We start from the raw sequence: 16783 nt of genomic DNA, 5'->3' as shown, positions 1-16783 counted from the left end.
GGGAGTCTAGGCCCTGTAAAGGAACGGTAAGCAGCCGCGTCGGGGAACTGGTGGGGTTATCCCCACTTCGTCGCCACCCATGAGCACCATGGCGTCCGGGTGCCTCACCCGGCAGGCTGGGCATATGACCATGAGCCCCCAGGTACCCGACAACGACCGGCCGCCGCCCGTCCGCTTCGCCCTCGACGCGTGCACCTGGAAGGAGATCGCGCATCTCCTCGCCAACTTCCCGATGGCGGTCGTCGGGTTCGTCTACACGGTGATCATGGTCGCCGTCGGTGTGGGGCTCGCGGTCACGGTGGTCGGTCTGCCCCTGCTGGCCGCCGGGCTGCAGGGTTCGCGGCTGCTCGGCCGGGCCGAGCGGGGCCGGGCGCGCGGGCTGCTCGGGGTGCGGATCGACGAGCCGAGTCCGATGGCCCTGGTCCGCCGGGAGGAGGGGTTCTTCTCCTGGCTGTGGTCGAGCCTGAAGGACCCGGTGGGCTGGCGCGCGGTGCTGTACTCCTTCATCCGGCTCCCGTGGGGCGTGCTCACCTTCGTGGTGACGTTCGTGAGCCTCTTCGTCCTGTGGCCGGTGCTCCCCTACACGGCGCGGTTCCTGTCCAACGCCGACCGGGGCATGGTGCGCGGGCTGCTCTCGCCCTCCGACGAGCTGGAACGCCGGATCGCCGAGCTGGAGTCGGACCGGGGTGTGGTCGTGGACACGGCAGCCGCCGACCTGCGCCGCATCGAACGCGACCTCCACGACGGCGCACAGGCCCGCCTCGTCGCCCTCGCCATGGGGCTCGGGCTGGCGAAGGAGAAGCTGACCGACGACCCCGAGGCCGCCGCCCGAATGGTCGACGAGGCCCACGGCGAGGTCAAGGTCGCCCTCCAGGAACTCCGCGATCTCGCCCGGGGCATCCACCCCGCCGTCCTCACCGACCGCGGCCTCGACGCCGCCCTCTCCGCCATCGCCTCCCGCTGCACCGTCCCCGTGACAGTGGGGGTGGATCTGCCGGGGCGGCCGGCGCAGGCCATCGAGGGGATCGCGTACTTCACCGTGTCCGAACTGCTCCAGAACGTCAGCAAGCACAGCGGGGCGCGCACGGCGTCCGTCGACGTGTGGCGGACGGCGGACCGGCTGCTGATCCAGGTCACCGACGACGGACGGGGCGGCGCCTCGCTGGACGGCGGTACGGGGATGTCGGGGCTGGCCGAGCGACTGGGGGCCGTCGACGGCCTGTTCGTCCTCGACTCCCCGCCCGGCGGCCCGACGACGGTCACCGCGGAACTGCCCTGGCGCGACCGGGACGACGAGAAGGGCGCGGCGGCGGCCGGCACGGGCCGGACCCGCACGGCCGAGCGGGGCTGAGATCCGCGGCCGGCGCAGGGGGTGGGGAAAACCCCCGGTCGGAGAGGGATACCGCCCTCATGGTGGGCGGCTCACCGCGACAGCACACTTGAAGTACGCACGCGCAGCGAGTACGCACAGCGAGTACCCACAGCAGACAGAGCCGGCCTCACGGACGCGGAAGAAACGGACGGAACCCATGGCCACGACATACGGACCCGACACCCGGGACGATGATCGACCGGGAACCGGCCTCGGGGACCGCACCGCGGAGAGGCACTTCTTCCCGGCCTGGCTGCGCGCCCCCGTCGAGGCCCGGACCTGGCGCGAGTTCGCCTATCTGCTGCTGAGCCTGCCGATCGGCGTCGTGCTGTTCGCCTTCGCGGTCACCATGACGTCGTTGAGCGCGGGCCTGCTCATCACCTTCCTGGGGATTCCCGTCCTGGCCTTCGGCCTGACCGTGTGCCGCGGCTTCGGCGCGGTGGAGCGGGCCAGGGCCCGTGGCCTGCTGAAGCTGTACGTGCCCGCCCCCGCGCCGGTACGGGGCCGGACCGGCGGCCTGATGTCCTGGGTCGGGGCGGTCCTGAAGAGCGGGGTGTCCTGGCGGCACCTGCTCTACGCGGTGCTGCACCTCCCGTGGGCCGTCTTCGCCTTCTCTGTGTCGCTGACGTTCTGGGCGTGGGGCTGGGCGGCCCTCACGTACCCGTTGTGGCACTGGGTCTTCCCGACGCATGTGGGGGCCAGCGGCATCCAGCTGTACGGGGACGCCGGCCACCAGGTCTACCTGGACTCCTCCCTCGACCTGGCGGCCACCAGCGCCATCGGGCTGGGAGTCGTCCTGATCAGCCCGTGGATCATCCGGGGCCTCGCCTCGGTGGACCGGCTGATGGTGGCCGGGCTGCTGAGTCCGTCGAAGCTGGCGACCCGGGTCACGGAGCTGGAGTCGGACCGGGGTGTGGTCGTGGACACGGCAGCCGCCGACCTGCGCCGCATCGAACGCGACCTCCACGACGGCGCACAGGCCCGCCTCGTCGCCCTCGCCATGGATCTGGGGCTGGCGAAGGAGAAGCTCACCGACGACCCCGAGGCCGCCGCCCGGATGGTCGACGAGGCCCACGGCGAGGTCAAGGTCGCCCTCCAGGAACTCCGCGACCTGGCCCGGGGCATCCACCCCGCCGTCCTCACCGACCGCGGCCTCGACGCCGCCCTCTCCGCCATCGCCTCCCGCTGCACCGTCCCGGTCAACGTCGAGGTCGACCTCGCCTCCCGGCCCGCGCAGGCCATCGAGGGCATCGCGTACTTCACCGTGTCGGAGCTGCTCCAGAACGTCAGCAAGCACGCCCACGCCACCCGCGCGTCCGTCGACGTGTGGCGGACGGCGGACCGGCTGATGCTCCAGGTCACCGACGACGGGCGCGGCGGCGCCGGTCTGACGTCGGGCAGCGGGCTCGCCGGTCTGACCGAGCGGCTGGACGCGGTGGACGGGATCCTGCTCGTCGAGTCCCCGGTGGGCGGCCCGACCAGGATCACGGCCGAGCTGCCCTGGCGCGGCTGACCACCCCTCTCCCCCTCTCCTCTCCCCCTCACGGGCTTCCCGGGGCGACGCAACCCTTCGAACGCCCTCGCCGTCACCGCCGATACTGGGATGCTGGATGCTGAACGGCATACGGGTGGGGAACAGCGAGCAGTGGGGGAAAAGGACGTCGTGGTGGAGGACAGGGTGCGTGTGGTCATCGCCGAGGATTCGGTGCTGCTCCGGGAAGGACTCACCCGGCTGCTGACCGATCTGGGTCATGACGTCGTGGCAGGGGTCGGGGACGCGGAGGCGCTGATCAAGACGGTGAGCGACCTCGCCGCGCAGGACGCGCTGCCCGATGTGGTGGTGGCCGACGTACGGATGCCGCCGACCCACACGGACGAGGGCGTGCGGGCCGCGGTGCGGCTGCGCAAGGAGTATCCGGGGATCGGGGTGCTGGTCCTTTCGCAGTACGTCGAGGAGCAGTACGCGACCGAGCTGCTGGCCGGGTCCAGCCGGGGCGTGGGGTATCTGCTGAAGGACCGGGTCGCCGAGGTCCGGGAGTTCGTGGACGCGGTGGTGCGGGTGGCGCAGGGCGGTACGGCGCTGGACCCCGAGGTGGTGGCGCAGCTGCTGGGCCGGAGCCGTAAGCAGGACGTGCTGGCCGGGCTGACGCCCCGTGAGCGCGAGGTCCTCGGCCTGATGGCGGAGGGTCGGACGAACTCGGCGGTGGCCAAGCAGCTGGTGGTGAGCGACGGCGCGGTGGAGAAGCACGTGAGCAACATCTTCCAGAAGCTCGGGCTGTCCCCCAGCGTCGGCGACCACCGGCGGGTGCTGGCCGTGCTGACCTATCTGAATTCCTGACGTCGGCCCGACTTCCCGACGCGGGCCTGAATCCCTGACGCCGGTCCGAATCCCTGATGCCGGGGCCAACTATCTGACACTCTGTCAGATAGTTGCCGGGGCGGTCCCGGCGGCGTCCGGACCGAAGAGCCGGACAGGGAAGCCGGCGACTCGCTCCGCCGCCCCTCCAGCGAAGGTCCGACGAGGAACCGGGCGGCTGATGAATCATGCCGGAACAGCGCCGAAAAGCATCTCAACACGCCGTCCATCATGTGATCAGCCAGAGGAAGGCGCCCCTTACAGACGTAGGGTGGGGCCTGGGACCGCCGGCGGGCCGGATGGTTCCGAGCCGCCGCGCCGAGGGAGGTCCAGTAAGTGACCAGCCAGGTCAGTAGCCCAGCCGAACAGGCCGATGAGGCCAGTGAGGCGCTCGTAGGGGGACAGCGTGCCCCCCAGTCCGCAGCAGGCAACGGGGACAAAGAGATCCGCCGTCTGGACCGGGTGATCATCCGTTTCGCGGGTGACTCCGGTGACGGTATGCAGCTCACGGGTGACCGGTTCACCTCGGAGACCGCTTCCTTCGGGAACGACCTCTCCACCCTGCCGAACTTCCCCGCCGAGATCCGGGCCCCCGCAGGCACCCTGCCGGGTGTGTCGTCGTTCCAGCTGCATTTCGCCGACCACGACATCCTGACCCCCGGCGACGCGCCCAACGTGCTCGTCGCGATGAACCCGGCCGCGCTCAGGGCGAATATCGCCGATGTGCCGCGCGGCGCCGAAATCATCGTGAACACCGATGAGTTCACCAAACGGCCGATGGCCAAGGTCGGGTATCTGACCAGTCCGCTGGAGGACGGCTCGCTGGAGGCGTACAACGTCCATCCGGTGCCGCTGACCACCCTCACCATCGAGGCGCTGAAGGAGTTCGGGCTCCCCCGCAAGGAGGCCGAGCGCTCCAAGAACATGTTCGCGCTCGGGCTGCTCTCCTGGATGTACCACCGGCCGACCGAGGGAACCGAGACCTTCCTGCGGGCCAAGTTCGCCAAGAAGCCGCAGATCGCCGAGGCGAACGTGGCCGCGTTCCGGGCCGGCTGGAACTTCGGGGAGACCACCGAGGACTTCGCGGTCAGCTACGAGGTGGCCCCGGCCTCCCATGCCTTCCCCACCGGCACGTACCGCAACATCTCGGGGAACCTCGCGCTGTCCTACGGGCTGATCGCCGCGGGCCGGCAGGCGGACCTGCCGGTCTATCTGGGCTCGTACCCCATCACCCCGGCCTCCGACATCCTGCACGAGCTGTCGAAGCACAAGAACTTCGGTGTGCGGACCTTCCAGGCCGAGGACGAGATCGCGGGCATCGGTGCCGCGCTGGGCGCCGCGTTCGGCGGTGCGCTCGGGGTGACGACCACCTCGGGGCCGGGGGTGGCGCTGAAGTCGGAGACCATCGGGCTCGCCGTCTCCCTCGAACTGCCGCTGCTGATCATCGACATCCAGCGCGGCGGCCCCTCCACCGGTCTGCCCACCAAGACCGAACAGGCCGACCTGCTCCAGGCGATGTTCGGGCGCAACGGCGAGGCCCCGGTGCCGATCGTGGCTCCGAAGACCCCGGCGGACTGCTTCGACGCGGCGCTCGACGCCGCCCGGATCGCCCTGACGTACCGCACCCCGGTCTTCCTCCTCTCCGACGGCTACCTGGCCAACGGCTCGGAGCCCTGGCGCATCCCGGAGGTCGGGGGGCTCCCGGACCTGCGCGTCCAGTTCGCCGGCGGCCCGAACCACGAGCTGGCCGACGGCACCGAGGTCTTCTGGCCGTACAAGCGCGACCCGCAGACCCTGGCCCGCCCCTGGGCGATCCCCGGCACCCCCGGCCTCGAACACCGCATCGGCGGCATCGAGAAGCAGGACGGCACCGGCAACATCTCCTACGACCCCGCCAACCACGACTTCATGGTCCGCACCCGGCAGGCCAAGATCGACGGCATCGAGGTCCCGGACGTGGAGGTCGACGACCCCGCGGAGGCCCGGACGCTGGTCCTGGGCTGGGGCTCCACCTACGGCCCCATCACCGCCGCCGTCCGCCGGCTGCGCGCCGCCGGACACCCCATCGCCCAGGCACATGTGCGCCATATCAATCCGTTCCCGCGGAATCTCGGCGAGGTGCTGAAGCGTTACGACAAGGTGGTCGTCCCGGAGATGAACCTCGGGCAGCTGGCCATGCTCATCCGGGCCAAGTACCTGGTGGACGCGCAGAGTTACAACCAGGTCAACGGCATGCCGTTCAAGGCCGAGCAGCTCGCGACGGCCCTCAAGGAGGCCATCGATGCCTGAGACCAATGAACTCCTCCAGCCCGCGACAGAGACCGGGACCGGAAGCGAGGCCGCGACCGAGACCAACGAACTCCTTCAGCTGGTGCCGAAGTCCGAGGCCAAGCAGTCGATGAAGGACTTCAAGTCCGACCAGGAAGTGCGCTGGTGCCCCGGCTGCGGCGACTACGCGGTCCTCGCCGCCGTGCAGGGCTTCATGCCCGAACTGGGTCTGGCGAAGGAGAACATCGTCTTCGTCTCCGGCATCGGCTGCTCCTCCCGCTTCCCGTACTACATGAACACCTACGGGATGCACTCGATCCACGGCCGCGCCCCGGCCATCGCCACCGGGCTCGCCTCCTCCCGGCGGGACCTGTCCGTCTGGGTGGTCACCGGTGACGGCGACGCGCTCTCCATCGGCGGCAACCACCTCATCCACGCCCTGCGCCGGAACGTCAACCTGAAGATCCTCCTCTTCAACAACCGGATCTACGGGCTCACCAAGGGCCAGTACTCCCCCACCTCGGAGGTCGGGAAGATCACCAAGTCGACGCCGATGGGATCGCTGGACGCCCCCTTCAACCCGGTGTCGCTGGCGATCGGCGCGGAGGCGTCCTTCGTCGCCCGTACGGTCGACTCCGACCGCAAGCACCTCACGAGCGTGCTGCGCGCGGCGGCCGACCACCCCGGCACGGCGCTGGTGGAGATCTACCAGAACTGCAACATCTTCAACGACGGCGCGTTCGAGGTCCTCAAGGACCGGGAGCAGGCCCAGGAGGCCGTGATCCGGCTGGAGCACGGGCAGCCGATCCTCTTCGGCACCGACAGCGCCAAGGGCGTCGTCAGGGATGCGCGGACGGGTGATCTGTCGGTGGTCGAGGTCACCGAGGAGAACCGCTCGCAGATCCTGGTCCACGACGCGCACGCCGCCAACCCGAACACCGCGTTCGCGCTGTCCCGGCTCGCCGACCCGGACACCCTGCACCACACCCCGATCGGGGTGCTGCGCAGCGTCGAACGGCCGGTCTACGACACACAGATGGCCGAGCAGCTGGACACCGCCGTCGAGCGGGACGGCAAGGGCGACCTGGGCGCGCTGCTCGCGGGCAACGACAACTGGACCGTGGTCGGGTAACCACCGCCGTCCGCCCTGTCCGGCGAGGTGAAGCGGCCTCCGGGAGTACACCCCCGGGGGCCGCTTCGCGTTGCCGAACGGCTGACTTTCCGGGCGTCCGGCGATTGCGGGCCGGGCTCCGGCCGGCATCCGCGCACCATGTGGCCATGACCCTGGACCGTCCGGCGTACCGCATCAAACGACACCTGCTCGGCAAGCCGCTGACCACCGAGCACATCAGTGACGAGAAGCTGAACAACCGGACGGCTCTGGGGGTGCTCGCCTCCGACTGCATCAGCTCGTCCGCGTACGGCTCCGAGGAGATGCTCCGGGTCCTCGTGCCCGTCGTCGGCGCCGCCGCGTTCACGATGATCATGCCGGTGACCTTCGCGATCCTGCTGGTCCTGCTGCTGCTGACGCTCTGTTACAGCGATGTGGTGATGATCTACACCCGGGCGGGCGGGTCGTACGTCGTCGCCCGGGAGAACTTCGGGCCGAACGTCGCGCAGATCGCCGCCGTGGCGCTGCTCGTCGACTACATCGTCACCGTCGCCGTACAGGTCTCGGCCGGCACCAACGCCCTCATCTCGCTCGCCCATCTGGCCGGCAACCAGTTCACCGGCATCGACCACCTCCAGCTGCCGGTCTCCGTCGGCGTGATCGTGATCCTCGCGTACGGGAACCTGCGCGGGGTCCGCGAGGCGGGGCGGCTCTTCGCGCTGCCCGCCTACCTCTTCATGGCCGCCGTCGGCCTGATCCTGGCCGCCTCCGCGGTGCGCGGGCTCACCGGCGGGCTGCCGCACGCCGATCTGCACGCCGCCGGGGTCGTGCCGCTCGGCACCCCGGGCGACGGCTGGCTCTACGGCGCCTCGCTCTTCATCGTGCTGCGCTCGTTCGCCAACGGCGGCTCGTCCCTCACCGGGCTCGAAGCGATCTCCAACGGCATCTCCGCGTTCCGTGAGCCCCAGGGCCGCAACGCGCGCCGCACCCTCGTCACCATGAGCGTGATCCTCGGCATCCTCGTACTCGGTGTCTCCACGCTGGCGCACTACACCCATGCCGTCCCGTACACGGACGGCACGCCGACCGTCATCGCGCAGGAGGCCCACCTCGCCTTCGGCAGCGGGGCCGTCGGCACGGTCGGGCTGGTCTTCGTGCAGCTGGCGACCGCGCTGGTCCTCTACACGGGCGCCAACACCCCGTTCACCGGCTTCCCCTACCTGGCCAGCTTCGTCGCCGAGGACCGGTTCCTGCCACGGGTACTGACCCGGCGCGGGCACCGCCTCGCGTTCTCCAACGGCATCATCGCGCTGACCGTCGTCTCCCTGGCGCTGCTCCTGGCGACCGGTGCCAGCGTGGACAAGCTGGTGGCGCTCTACGCGATCGGGGTGTTCACCGCGTTCACCATGGCGGGGGCCGGCCTCACCGTCTACCACCTGCGGCGCCGGGACCGGTACCGCAGGGCGAAGGTCACGCTCAACGGGCTCGCGGCGGTCACCTCGGCCGCCGTCGTGCTGATCTTCGCGGTCACCAAGTTCACCGAGGGCGCCTGGCTGGTCGTGGTGGTCTTCCCGCTGGGGGTGTGGACGCTCATGCGGATCAACCGCGAGTACCGGCGCGAGGCCGCCGCGCTCCAGGGCATCCAGGCCCCGGGCGCGGACCGGGCGGTGTACAGCCGCCATCTGGTCCTCGTCCTGGTCGAGGCGCTCGACCTGGCGACGCTGATGTCCCTGCGGTACGCCCATGAGCTGCGGCCCGACGAGATCCGGGCGGTGCACTTCGCGATCGACGAGGAGTACGCCAGGCGGCTGGCCGCCCGCTGGGAGGAGACGGCCGCCACCGCCGTCCCGCTGGAGCTGGTGGCGTGCCCGGACCGGCGGCTGCGCCACGCGATGAAGGAGCTCGCGTACCGCAGCACCGAGGACGGCGAGACCTGGCTGACGGTCCTGGTGCCCCGGCGGACGTACAGCAACGCACTCGGGAAGCTGCTGCACCGGGGCACCGGCGAGAAGATGGCCAAGACGCTGACACAGCTGCCGCACGTCGTGGTGACGATCCTGCCCTTCGACGTCTCACGGGCGCTGCGGGCCATGGAGGACCGGCACCGGAAACAGCCGGGCTGACCCGCCCGGCACCGGCTCGGAGACCTCTCAGCCGGAACCCCGGTCGCTCGCGTCGTACGCGGCGCGTGCCGCGTCCACCGCGTCCAGGTGCCGTTCCGACCAGCGCGCCAGGCCCCACACCTGCTCGGCGGCCTCCCGGCCCATCGCGGTGAGCGTGTAGTCCACCCGGGGCGGGATGACCGGCTTGGCGTCCCGGTCCACGAAGCCGTCGCGCTCCAGCGTCCGGAGCGTCTGCGACAGCATCTTCTCGCTGACCCCGCCGACCTCGCGGCGCAGCTCGCTGAAGCGGAACGAGCGCTCCAGCAGGGCGGCGAGCACCAGGACCCCCCAGCGGCTGGTGACGTGTTCGAGCACCACCCGGGACGGACACAACGGCTCCCGCACACTCGGTTCCCACGCGATCAGCTCCCGCACGGTCGGCCTGTGCTCATCCGGCCGGCGCGCCTCCGGCTGCCTCTCCACGTTACTTACGCTCATACCAGTACCTTACTTCAAAGTGGGTACTTTCTTTCGGTTAGTGCCGCCTTTAGGGTGAGTAACAGAACGCACGAACAGAACAGAAGCACCTAAAGAGGAGCGAGACCCCATGAGCATCGTCGTCACCGGAGCCACCGGAGAGCTCGGCCGACTGGTCATCGACCAGCTGCTGACCACCACACCCGCCGACGGGATCGCCGCCGTCGTCCGCGACAAGGAGAAGGCGGCCGGCCTGGCCGCCCGCGGCGTGGAGCTCCGGATCGCCGACTACAACCGGCCGGAGACCCTGACCGGCGCCTTCCGCGCCGGTGACCGGGTCCTGCTGATCTCCGGCAGCGAGGTCGGCAGCCGGGTCGCGCAGCACGCAGCCGTCATCGACGCGGCCAAGGCGGCGGGCGTGGCGCAGCTCGCGTACACGGGCGTCCTGGGCGGCCCCGACGCGGACTTCCTGCTGGCCGACGAGCACAAGGCGACCGAGCAGCTGATCCTCGGCTCCGGACTGCCGTACACCTTCCTGCGCAACGGCTGGTACACGGAGAACCACACGGCCAACCTGGCGCCCGTACTGGCCCACGGTGCCGTCGTGACCAACGCGGGCGAGGGCAGGGTCGCCTCCGCGCCCCGCGCCGACTACGCCGCCGCGGCCGCCGCGGTACTGACCGGCGAGGGCCACCTGGGCCAGGCCTACGAGCTGAGCGGCGACGTCGCCTGGTCGTTCGAGGAGTACGCCGCAGAGGTCGCCAAGGCGTCCGGCAAGAAGATCGTCCACAACGACGTCCCGGCCGCCGCGCACCAGGAGATCCTGGTCGGCGCCGGTCTGCCCGCGGACTTCGCCGCGATCCTGGTGGACGTGGACGAGGCGACGCGGCGCGGACGGCTCGCCGGCACCAACGGCGACCTGGCCCGGCTGATCGGCCGCCCGACGACCCCGCTCGCCGAGACCGTCGCCGCAGCGGTCGCCCAGCAGTAGAGGAACACCTGGCGGAAGCCGGCGCACCAGGGCCCCGGACCCGATGTCATGACCGTCTGGCGATACGGCAATGACACCGGGCCCGGTCGGGGATACCTTCGTCTGGCCGGCGCAGCGTCGGCGCGCACCTGCCAGGAGGGCCCGTGAAGGGGACGAACGAACAGCGGACCGGGCTCCTGTCCGGATTCGCCGCCTACGGGCTGTGGGGTCTGGTCCCGCTCTTCTGGCCGCTGCTGAAGCCGTCCGGCGCGGTCGAGATCCTCGCCCACCGCATGGTCTGGTCGCTCGGCGTCGTCGGCATCGCGCTCCTCGCGCTGCGCCGCTGGTCCTGGATCGGCGCACTGCTGCGGCAGCCGCGGAAGCTGGCGCTGATCACCGTCGCCGCGATCGTCATAAGCGTCAACTGGGGCCTGTACATCTGGTCCGTGAACCACGGCCACGTCGTCGAGGCCTCGCTCGGCTACTTCATCAATCCGCTGGTCACCATCGCCATGGGTGTCCTGCTCCTGGGCGAACGGCTGCGCCCCGTGCAGTGGGTGGCGGTCGGCACCGGCGTCGCGTCGGTGCTCGTGCTGGCGATCGGCTACGGGCAGCCGCCGTGGATCTCGCTGGTCCTGGCGTTCTCCTTCGCGACGTACGGCCTGATGAAGAAGAAGGTCAACATGGGCGGCCTGGAGTCGCTCGCCGCCGAGACCGCGGTGGTGTTCGTGCCCGCGCTCGGCTATCTGCTGTGGCTGGGCGCGCGGGGCGAGTCGACCTTCCTCTCCGGGGGCGCCGGTCACGGGGCGCTGCTCGCCTCGACGGGGGTGGTGACGGCCCTGCCGCTGATCCTGTTCGGGGCCGCGGCGATCCGCGTACCGCTCTCGACGCTCGGCCTGCTCCAGTACCTGGCCCCGGTCTTCCAGTTCATCCTGGGAATCGTGTACTTCCACGAGGCTATGCCGCCCGAGCGGTGGGCCGGCTTCGGTCTGGTCTGGGTGGCGCTCACGTTGCTGACCTGGGACGCGCTGCGGACGTCGCGGCGCACGAGGACGCAGGTGCTGGCCGCGCGCCAGGCCGCGGCGAAGTCGGCCGAGCTCGTCGCGGACGATTCCGCTCCCCCTCCCCCTTCCGCGGTGACGACCCCGACACCGTGACCCGCACCCCATGCCCCACCCCGCGACGCACACCGAACAATAATTGACTCGGTTGCTTTTTTAACTCGGTTACGTTTCCATGGGTCGCAACGGAAACGGCAACCGAGGAGTACGCGTGCCCAAGCCCCCGACCACCGTGCTGATCACCGGAGCCGGGCCGACCGGCCTGACCCTGGCCGTCGATCTGGCCCGGCGGGACATCGACGTACGGATCATCGACAAGTCCCCGCGGTTCCCGCGCAGTTCCCGGGCCAAGGGCCCCAACCCGCGCTCCCTGGAGGTCCTGGCGGACCTCGGTGTCGTCGAACAGGTGCTGGCCGCCGGATCGGCGCCGCTGCCGATGCGCAAGTACCGCGGCGGAGAGGTGATCGCCGAAACCGACCCGTACGCGACGGCCCGCCCGACCCCGGACACCCCCTACGACCGCCCGTGGCTGATCGCCCAGTGGCACCTGGAGGAGATCCTGCGCGCCCGGCTCGCGGAGTACGGCGTACGGGTCGGGCTCGGAGCCGAACTCGTGGGGCTGACCCAGGACGACGACTCCGTGACGGCGTCCCTGGCCGGCGGCCGGGAGATCGAGGCCCGGTACCTGGTGGGCTGCGACGGCGGCCACAGCGCGGTGCGCAAGCTGCTCGGCGTCCCGTTCGAGGGGAAGACGAACGAGGAGCAGGTGATGGTCTGCGGCGACGTCGAGGCGGAGGGGCCGGACCGCGGCGTCTGGCACCAGTGGTTCGACGCGGACGGCGGCGTGATGCTCTGCCCGATCCCCGGCACCCGGTCGGGCTGGTGGTTCCAGGCCGCCCCCGAGACGGACGCCGCCGGCCGTCCCGTACCCCCGTCGCTGGAGAGCTTCCAGCGGCTCTTCGCCCGGCACACCGGACGGCCCGGCGGCCACCTCTCGCGGGCCACCCTGCTCTCCACCTACCGGGTCAACGAGCGCTTGGCGGACCGCTACCGGGTGGGCCGGGTGTTCCTGGCCGGTGACGCCGCGCACGTGCACTCCGTCGCGGGCGGGCTGGGCATGAACACCGGCATCCAGGACGCGTTCAACCTGGGCTGGAAGCTGGCCCGGGTCGCCGTCGGCCGGGCGGCGCCGGAGCTGCTCGACACGTACGAGGAGGAGCGGCTGCCCATCGCCGCCCGCACCCTGGACATCACCGCGGAGCGGCTGCGGGTCACGCTGGAGGCGATCAAGGAGCCGGGCGGCGGCCTGGACTCGGCGATCACCCCGCAGACCTACGGCCTGGGCGACGGCTACCGCTGGAGCTCCCTGGCCCCCGCCGGCGGCACCGCCCGGCTGCGCGCGGGCGACCGCGCGCCGGACGCGCCCTGCCGCGACACGGCCACCGGAGCGCCCCGCAGGCTGTTCGAGACCTTCGCCGGACCGCACTTCACCCTGCTCGGCTTCGGCGCGGGCACCGCATCGGCCCTGCGGGAGGCGACCGCGGCACACGGCGACGAGCTGCGGGCGCACACGGTGACCCGCTCGGACGGGGGCGGCGCGCACGGTGACCTGTCCGACGACGACGGCCGGGCCCGCTCCGCGTACGGCATCGGGCCGGGCGAGGACGACGTACTCGTCCTGATCCGCCCGGACAACCACGTGGGACTGATCGCGCCGGCCGCGGACCACCGGGCCGTCGCGGAGTACCTGAAGGGTGCGGCATTGGAGCGAGCTTGAGCGCGTCACAGCGGGGCGTCCCCCGGATGACCCGCTGCTTATATTTTCCTCACCTCTTATGACCCGACCCCTGCGCACGTCCGGGACGTCCCGGACGCTCCTGCGTACCGCGACCGCCACCGCCGCCCTGTCCGCCGTGTCCGTCCTCGTCTGCGGGACCGCTCCCCACGCGGTCGCGGACGACACGGTGGTGACCGTCCATCAGGACGGACTCGGCCCCGACGGCCCCTGGCTCCGCCTCCAGGAAACGACCCCGGACCGGGACCCGGGGGTCCAGGAGGTCTCCCCGAAGCCCGACCCGGTTTATCTGAACGGCAGCCTGCGCCTCTCCATCGCGGCCGGGCAACAGGCCCAGGCCGCGCACTACTTCAACGCGACGTGGACGCCGGAACCGATGCGGCCGCTGCTGGACGCGGGCCTCTCGTACTGGGCGTACACGGCGTCCGAGGGCTCCAGCGTCACCAATATCGGCGCCAACCTGCAACTCCCGGCGTCCTGCGGCGGCTTCACCACCCTGTCGTTCGAACCCGGCAACAACACGGACGTGCGGGGCGCCGCGCTGAAGCCGGACACCTGGCAGCAGTACCGGCTCACCGCCGACTCCGTGATGCGGACCTCGCGGGCCGTGGCGGGCATCCCGGCGGGCGGGGACGCCCCGCTGTCGCACTTCGTCACGGCGTGCGAGGGGGCGTACGGGGTGATCGCCAACATCGGCCGGCTCGGCGACCCGAACGGCACGCTGAACACGTACGTCGACAACATCACCGCCAAGGGCACCACCTGGGACTTCGCCGTCACCGGCCGGGCGTCGGCGGCGCTCACGGTCCCGGAGGAGATCAGGGCGGGAGACGGCCCCCGTTCCGCCGACGTCTCCTACACCGACCCGGCGGACGGCCCCGAGTACCAGGGCATCGGCACGCGTCTGACGCTCAAGGGACCGGCCGGGCTGGCGCCGGACCAGCTGACCGTCATGTCCGAGGGCTCCGCGGTCCCCCTGACCCGGCAGACGGACGGATCGCTCACCGGTGAACTGCGGACCAGCCTCCGGGCGGGCGCCACGCTGGAGCCGGGCGGAAAGGCCGGGGCCGCGTTCACCCTGGCCGCGGCGGAGGGCGCGCCGACCGGGCCGCTCGACGTGACGGCCGAACTGACCGTCACCGTCGGCGGCACGGACGGTCCGGTGGGTACGGGGGTGAGCGCCACGGGCCACAGCCGGATCACCGCCGACGAGGGTCCGGGACCCTCGCCCTCCCCCACGCACCCCCACCACCCGAAGCCCACCCCGCCCGGCGGCGGTCATGGCGACGGCCACGGGGGCGGTCACGGCAACGGCGGCGCACCCCTGCCGAACGGCCCGGTCGACGCGGGTGACGGCTCCACCGCCCTGGCCGGCTCCGGCTCCGACGGCCTCTCCGGTGCCGGTCTGGCGATCGGCGCGGCCGGGCTGCTGGTGGCCGTCGCCGCCGCTGTCGGCGGGCTCCGCACCGCGCGGCGCCGGCGCGGTTGAGCACCCGCCTCCCGCGGGAGCGGCCGCCCCGGCGGTCGTTCCCGCGCCGGGGCGGGGCGGCCGGGCTGGTCCCGGCCGCCGCGGCGGCGCTGGTCCTGCTGCTGGGCTCCCCCCTCGCGGAGCCCGGCACCGGGACCGCCCCCCGGCCCGGCCCCGCGTCCGCGGCGGCGCCCCTCCCGGCCGCCCGCCCCGTCCGCATCGACATCCCCGGACTCCGGGTCAGCGCACCCCTGGTGGGCCTGACCCTGGACAGCCGGGGCAGGCTCGGCGTGCCCGACCCGGCGGACCGCGACCTGGCCGGCTGGTACCGGGACGGCGTGACGCCGGGGTCCCCCGGCAACGCGATCGTGGTGGCCCACGTCGACACCCCCACGGGCCCGGCCGCCTTCGCCGGGCTCGACGCGCTGCCGCCCGGCGCCACCGTGGACGTCCGCCGCGCGGACCGGAGGATCGCGACCTTCCGCATCTACGCCACCGAGGAGTACGAGAAGAGCGACTTCCCCAGCGCCCGCGTCTACGGCCCGACGAAGGACGCCCAGCTCCGCCTGCTCACCTGCGGCGGCGCCTACGACCGCCGTGCGGGCGGCTACCAGTCCAACGTGGTGGCCTTCGCCCGGCTGGCGTCGGTCCGGCCGGGCTGAGAATTCCACCGCGCCCGAACACCAATTCGACTCCACCGTGGGGTCGTACGGGTAAGAATGGCGCCATGCCACTCGACTGGAAGATCGTCATCGACTGCGCCGACCCGCACGCCCAGGCCGGCTTCTGGGCCGCGGCCCTCGGCTACGAGATCGAGGACAACAGCCCCTTGGTCGAACGCCTCCTGGGACTCGGAGCCGTACCGGAGGCGATCACGACGACCGCCCACGGCCGGAAGGCCTGGCGCGACCTGGCGGCGGCCCGGCACCCCGACGACCCGTTCGAGCAGGAGAGCGGAACGGGCCTCGGGCGCCGCCTGCTGTTCCAGCACGTCCCCGAGTCCAAGACGGTGAAGAACCGCCTCCACCTGGACGTGCACGCCGGACCGGACCGCCGCGACGCGGAGGTGGCCCGGCTGGAGGGGCTGGGCGCGAAGGTGCTCCGCAAGGTCGCGGAACCGAGCGGGACATGGACGCTGATGAGCGACCCGGAGGACAACGAGTTCTGCGTGCAGTAGGCGCGCGTCCTACGGCTGCGCCTTCCACTCCTCGGACAGCAGCCCCAGAACGACCTCGTCGGCGAAGGCTCCGTACACCCACGCCGAACGGCGCAGGGTGCCCTCCAGGGTGAATCCGGCCCTGGTCGCGGCCTTGATCATCGGGAGGTTGTCCGAGAGGGTCTCGATCTGCAGCCGCTGCAGACCCCGCACCACGAATCCGTAGGCGCACAGGGCGCGCACCACGTCGGTACCGAGATCGCGGCCCCGGAAGTCGGGCCGCAGCGAAATCCCCAGGTGCGCCGCCCTGTTGTGGCCGTCGATGCCCCACAACAGCGCCTCACCGGCCAGTTCCCCCGCGGAGAGCTCGACCACCGAGAAGCACGCCGCGTCGTCGGAGGGTTCACCGATCGCGTAGGGGGAGTGCTCCGAACCCGGCGCGATGGGCTGCCAGGGCCGGGAGTCGGCGCGTGAGCGTGTCACCACGTCGTCGTACAACTCGGACTGGAGGACCTGGACATCACTTGCGTGGCGGGCTCTGAGCCCGATGCTTCCGCTGCTGATCACCCGGCAGTCCTATCCGAAGGACGGCGGGCGGACAATCCAATTTATGCGGCGGCCGCCGGGAGCCCACCGTTTACGCTCGG

The 16783-nt window shown here is 71.5% G+C and carries 14 protein-coding genes; 12 read left to right on the top strand and 2 right to left on the bottom strand.

Translation table 11 applies throughout. The annotated features are described in order from the left end of the window. Window positions 1–124: 124 nt before the first annotated feature. The 6 genes from ACIQM0_RS21360 (at window position 125) to ACIQM0_RS21335 (ending at window position 9230) form a co-directional block, all read left to right on the top strand. Window positions 125–1351 carry a sensor histidine kinase gene (locus tag ACIQM0_RS21360; protein ID WP_401288925.1) on the top strand — a complete coding sequence of 409 codons (1227 nt, stop codon included), beginning with the start codon at window positions 125–127 and terminating at the stop codon, window positions 1349–1351. Window positions 1352–1529: 178 nt separating this feature from the next. After that, on the top strand, window positions 1530–2885 hold the full coding sequence (locus tag ACIQM0_RS21355; protein WP_401288922.1) for a sensor histidine kinase: 1356 nt from the start codon (window positions 1530–1532) through the stop codon (window positions 2883–2885). 165 nt (window positions 2886–3050) lie between these two features. Continuing rightward, complete coding sequence (locus ACIQM0_RS21350) at window positions 3051–3710, top strand: response regulator transcription factor (RefSeq protein WP_363069889.1); 660 nt, start codon at window positions 3051–3053, stop codon at window positions 3708–3710. Window positions 3711–4064: 354 nt separating this feature from the next. Further along, window positions 4065–6017, top strand: coding sequence for a 2-oxoacid:acceptor oxidoreductase subunit alpha (locus ACIQM0_RS21345; RefSeq protein ID WP_401288919.1), 1953 nt, complete (start codon window positions 4065–4067; stop codon window positions 6015–6017). Window positions 6018–6126: 109 nt separating this feature from the next. Beyond that, window positions 6127–7128 carry a 2-oxoacid:ferredoxin oxidoreductase subunit beta gene (locus tag ACIQM0_RS21340; RefSeq protein ID WP_401289452.1) on the top strand — a complete coding sequence of 334 codons (1002 nt, stop codon included), beginning with the start codon at window positions 6127–6129 and terminating at the stop codon, window positions 7126–7128. Window positions 7129–7274: 146 nt separating this feature from the next. Next, window positions 7275–9230: an APC family permease gene (locus tag ACIQM0_RS21335; protein WP_401288916.1), complete on the top strand. Its 1956-nt coding sequence runs from the start codon at window positions 7275–7277 to the stop codon at window positions 9228–9230. Window positions 9231–9257: 27 nt separating this feature from the next. On the opposite strand, the gene ACIQM0_RS21330 is transcribed toward ACIQM0_RS21335, so the two are convergent. Beyond that, window positions 9258–9707, bottom strand: coding sequence for a winged helix-turn-helix transcriptional regulator (locus ACIQM0_RS21330; protein WP_401288913.1), 450 nt, complete (start codon window positions 9705–9707; stop codon window positions 9258–9260). Window positions 9708–9816: 109 nt separating this feature from the next. On the opposite strand from ACIQM0_RS21330, the gene ACIQM0_RS21325 reads away from it, so the two are divergent. The 6 genes from ACIQM0_RS21325 (at window position 9817) to ACIQM0_RS21300 (ending at window position 16157) form a co-directional block, all read left to right on the top strand. After that, window positions 9817–10677, top strand: coding sequence for an SDR family oxidoreductase (locus tag ACIQM0_RS21325; protein WP_401288910.1), 861 nt, complete (start codon window positions 9817–9819; stop codon window positions 10675–10677). A gap of 143 nt (window positions 10678–10820) precedes the next feature. Continuing rightward, window positions 10821–11813 (top strand): EamA family transporter RarD, encoded by a 993-nt coding sequence (rarD, locus tag ACIQM0_RS21320; protein WP_401288907.1) that lies wholly within the window; start codon window positions 10821–10823, stop codon window positions 11811–11813. A gap of 115 nt (window positions 11814–11928) precedes the next feature. Next, window positions 11929–13494 (top strand): FAD-dependent monooxygenase, encoded by a 1566-nt coding sequence (locus tag ACIQM0_RS21315; RefSeq protein ID WP_401288904.1) that lies wholly within the window; start codon window positions 11929–11931, stop codon window positions 13492–13494. A 58-nt stretch (window positions 13495–13552) separates the two neighbouring features. Beyond that, window positions 13553–15001 carry a hypothetical protein gene (locus ACIQM0_RS21310; protein ID WP_401288901.1) on the top strand — a complete coding sequence of 483 codons (1449 nt, stop codon included), beginning with the start codon at window positions 13553–13555 and terminating at the stop codon, window positions 14999–15001. Beyond that, a complete protein-coding gene (locus tag ACIQM0_RS21305; RefSeq protein ID WP_401288898.1) occupies window positions 14998–15642 on the top strand; it encodes a class F sortase in 645 nt (214 codons plus the stop codon). The genes ACIQM0_RS21310 and ACIQM0_RS21305 overlap by 4 nt, the downstream gene beginning before the upstream one ends. A 65-nt stretch (window positions 15643–15707) precedes the next feature. Beyond that, a complete protein-coding gene (locus tag ACIQM0_RS21300) occupies window positions 15708–16157 on the top strand; it encodes a VOC family protein (RefSeq protein WP_401288895.1) in 450 nt (149 codons plus the stop codon). Between the two features lie 9 nt (window positions 16158–16166). Here the strand turns inward: ACIQM0_RS21300 and ACIQM0_RS21295 are convergent, their stop codons facing one another. Then, complete coding sequence (locus tag ACIQM0_RS21295; RefSeq protein WP_401288892.1) at window positions 16167–16703, bottom strand: GNAT family N-acetyltransferase; 537 nt, start codon at window positions 16701–16703, stop codon at window positions 16167–16169. Window positions 16704–16783: the final 80 nt, after the last annotated feature.

The sequence above is a fragment of the Streptomyces sp. NPDC091387 genome, assembly GCF_044756945.1.
Lineage (GTDB): Bacteria > Actinomycetota > Actinomycetes > Streptomycetales > Streptomycetaceae > Streptomyces.
Note: the sequence above shows the minus strand (reverse complement) of the source record. Positions and strands in the feature narration are given on the sequence as shown.

Coding starts and splice junctions, on each gene's coding strand:
- ACIQM0_RS21360 (WP_401288925.1), top strand. CDS start 125: ATGACCATGAGCCCCCAGGTACCCGACAACGACCGGCCGCCGCCCGTC.
- ACIQM0_RS21355 (WP_401288922.1), top strand. CDS start 1,530: ATGGCCACGACATACGGACCCGACACCCGGGACGATGATCGACCGGGA.
- ACIQM0_RS21340 (WP_401289452.1), top strand. CDS start 6,127: ATGAAGGACTTCAAGTCCGACCAGGAAGTGCGCTGGTGCCCCGGCTGC.
- ACIQM0_RS21335 (WP_401288916.1), top strand. CDS start 7,275: ATGACCCTGGACCGTCCGGCGTACCGCATCAAACGACACCTGCTCGGC.
- ACIQM0_RS21330 (WP_401288913.1), bottom strand. CDS start 9,707: ATGAGCGTAAGTAACGTGGAGAGGCAGCCGGAGGCGCGCCGGCCGGAT.
- ACIQM0_RS21325 (WP_401288910.1), top strand. CDS start 9,817: ATGAGCATCGTCGTCACCGGAGCCACCGGAGAGCTCGGCCGACTGGTC.
- ACIQM0_RS21310 (WP_401288901.1), top strand. CDS start 13,553: ATGACCCGACCCCTGCGCACGTCCGGGACGTCCCGGACGCTCCTGCGT.
- ACIQM0_RS21300 (WP_401288895.1), top strand. CDS start 15,708: ATGCCACTCGACTGGAAGATCGTCATCGACTGCGCCGACCCGCACGCC.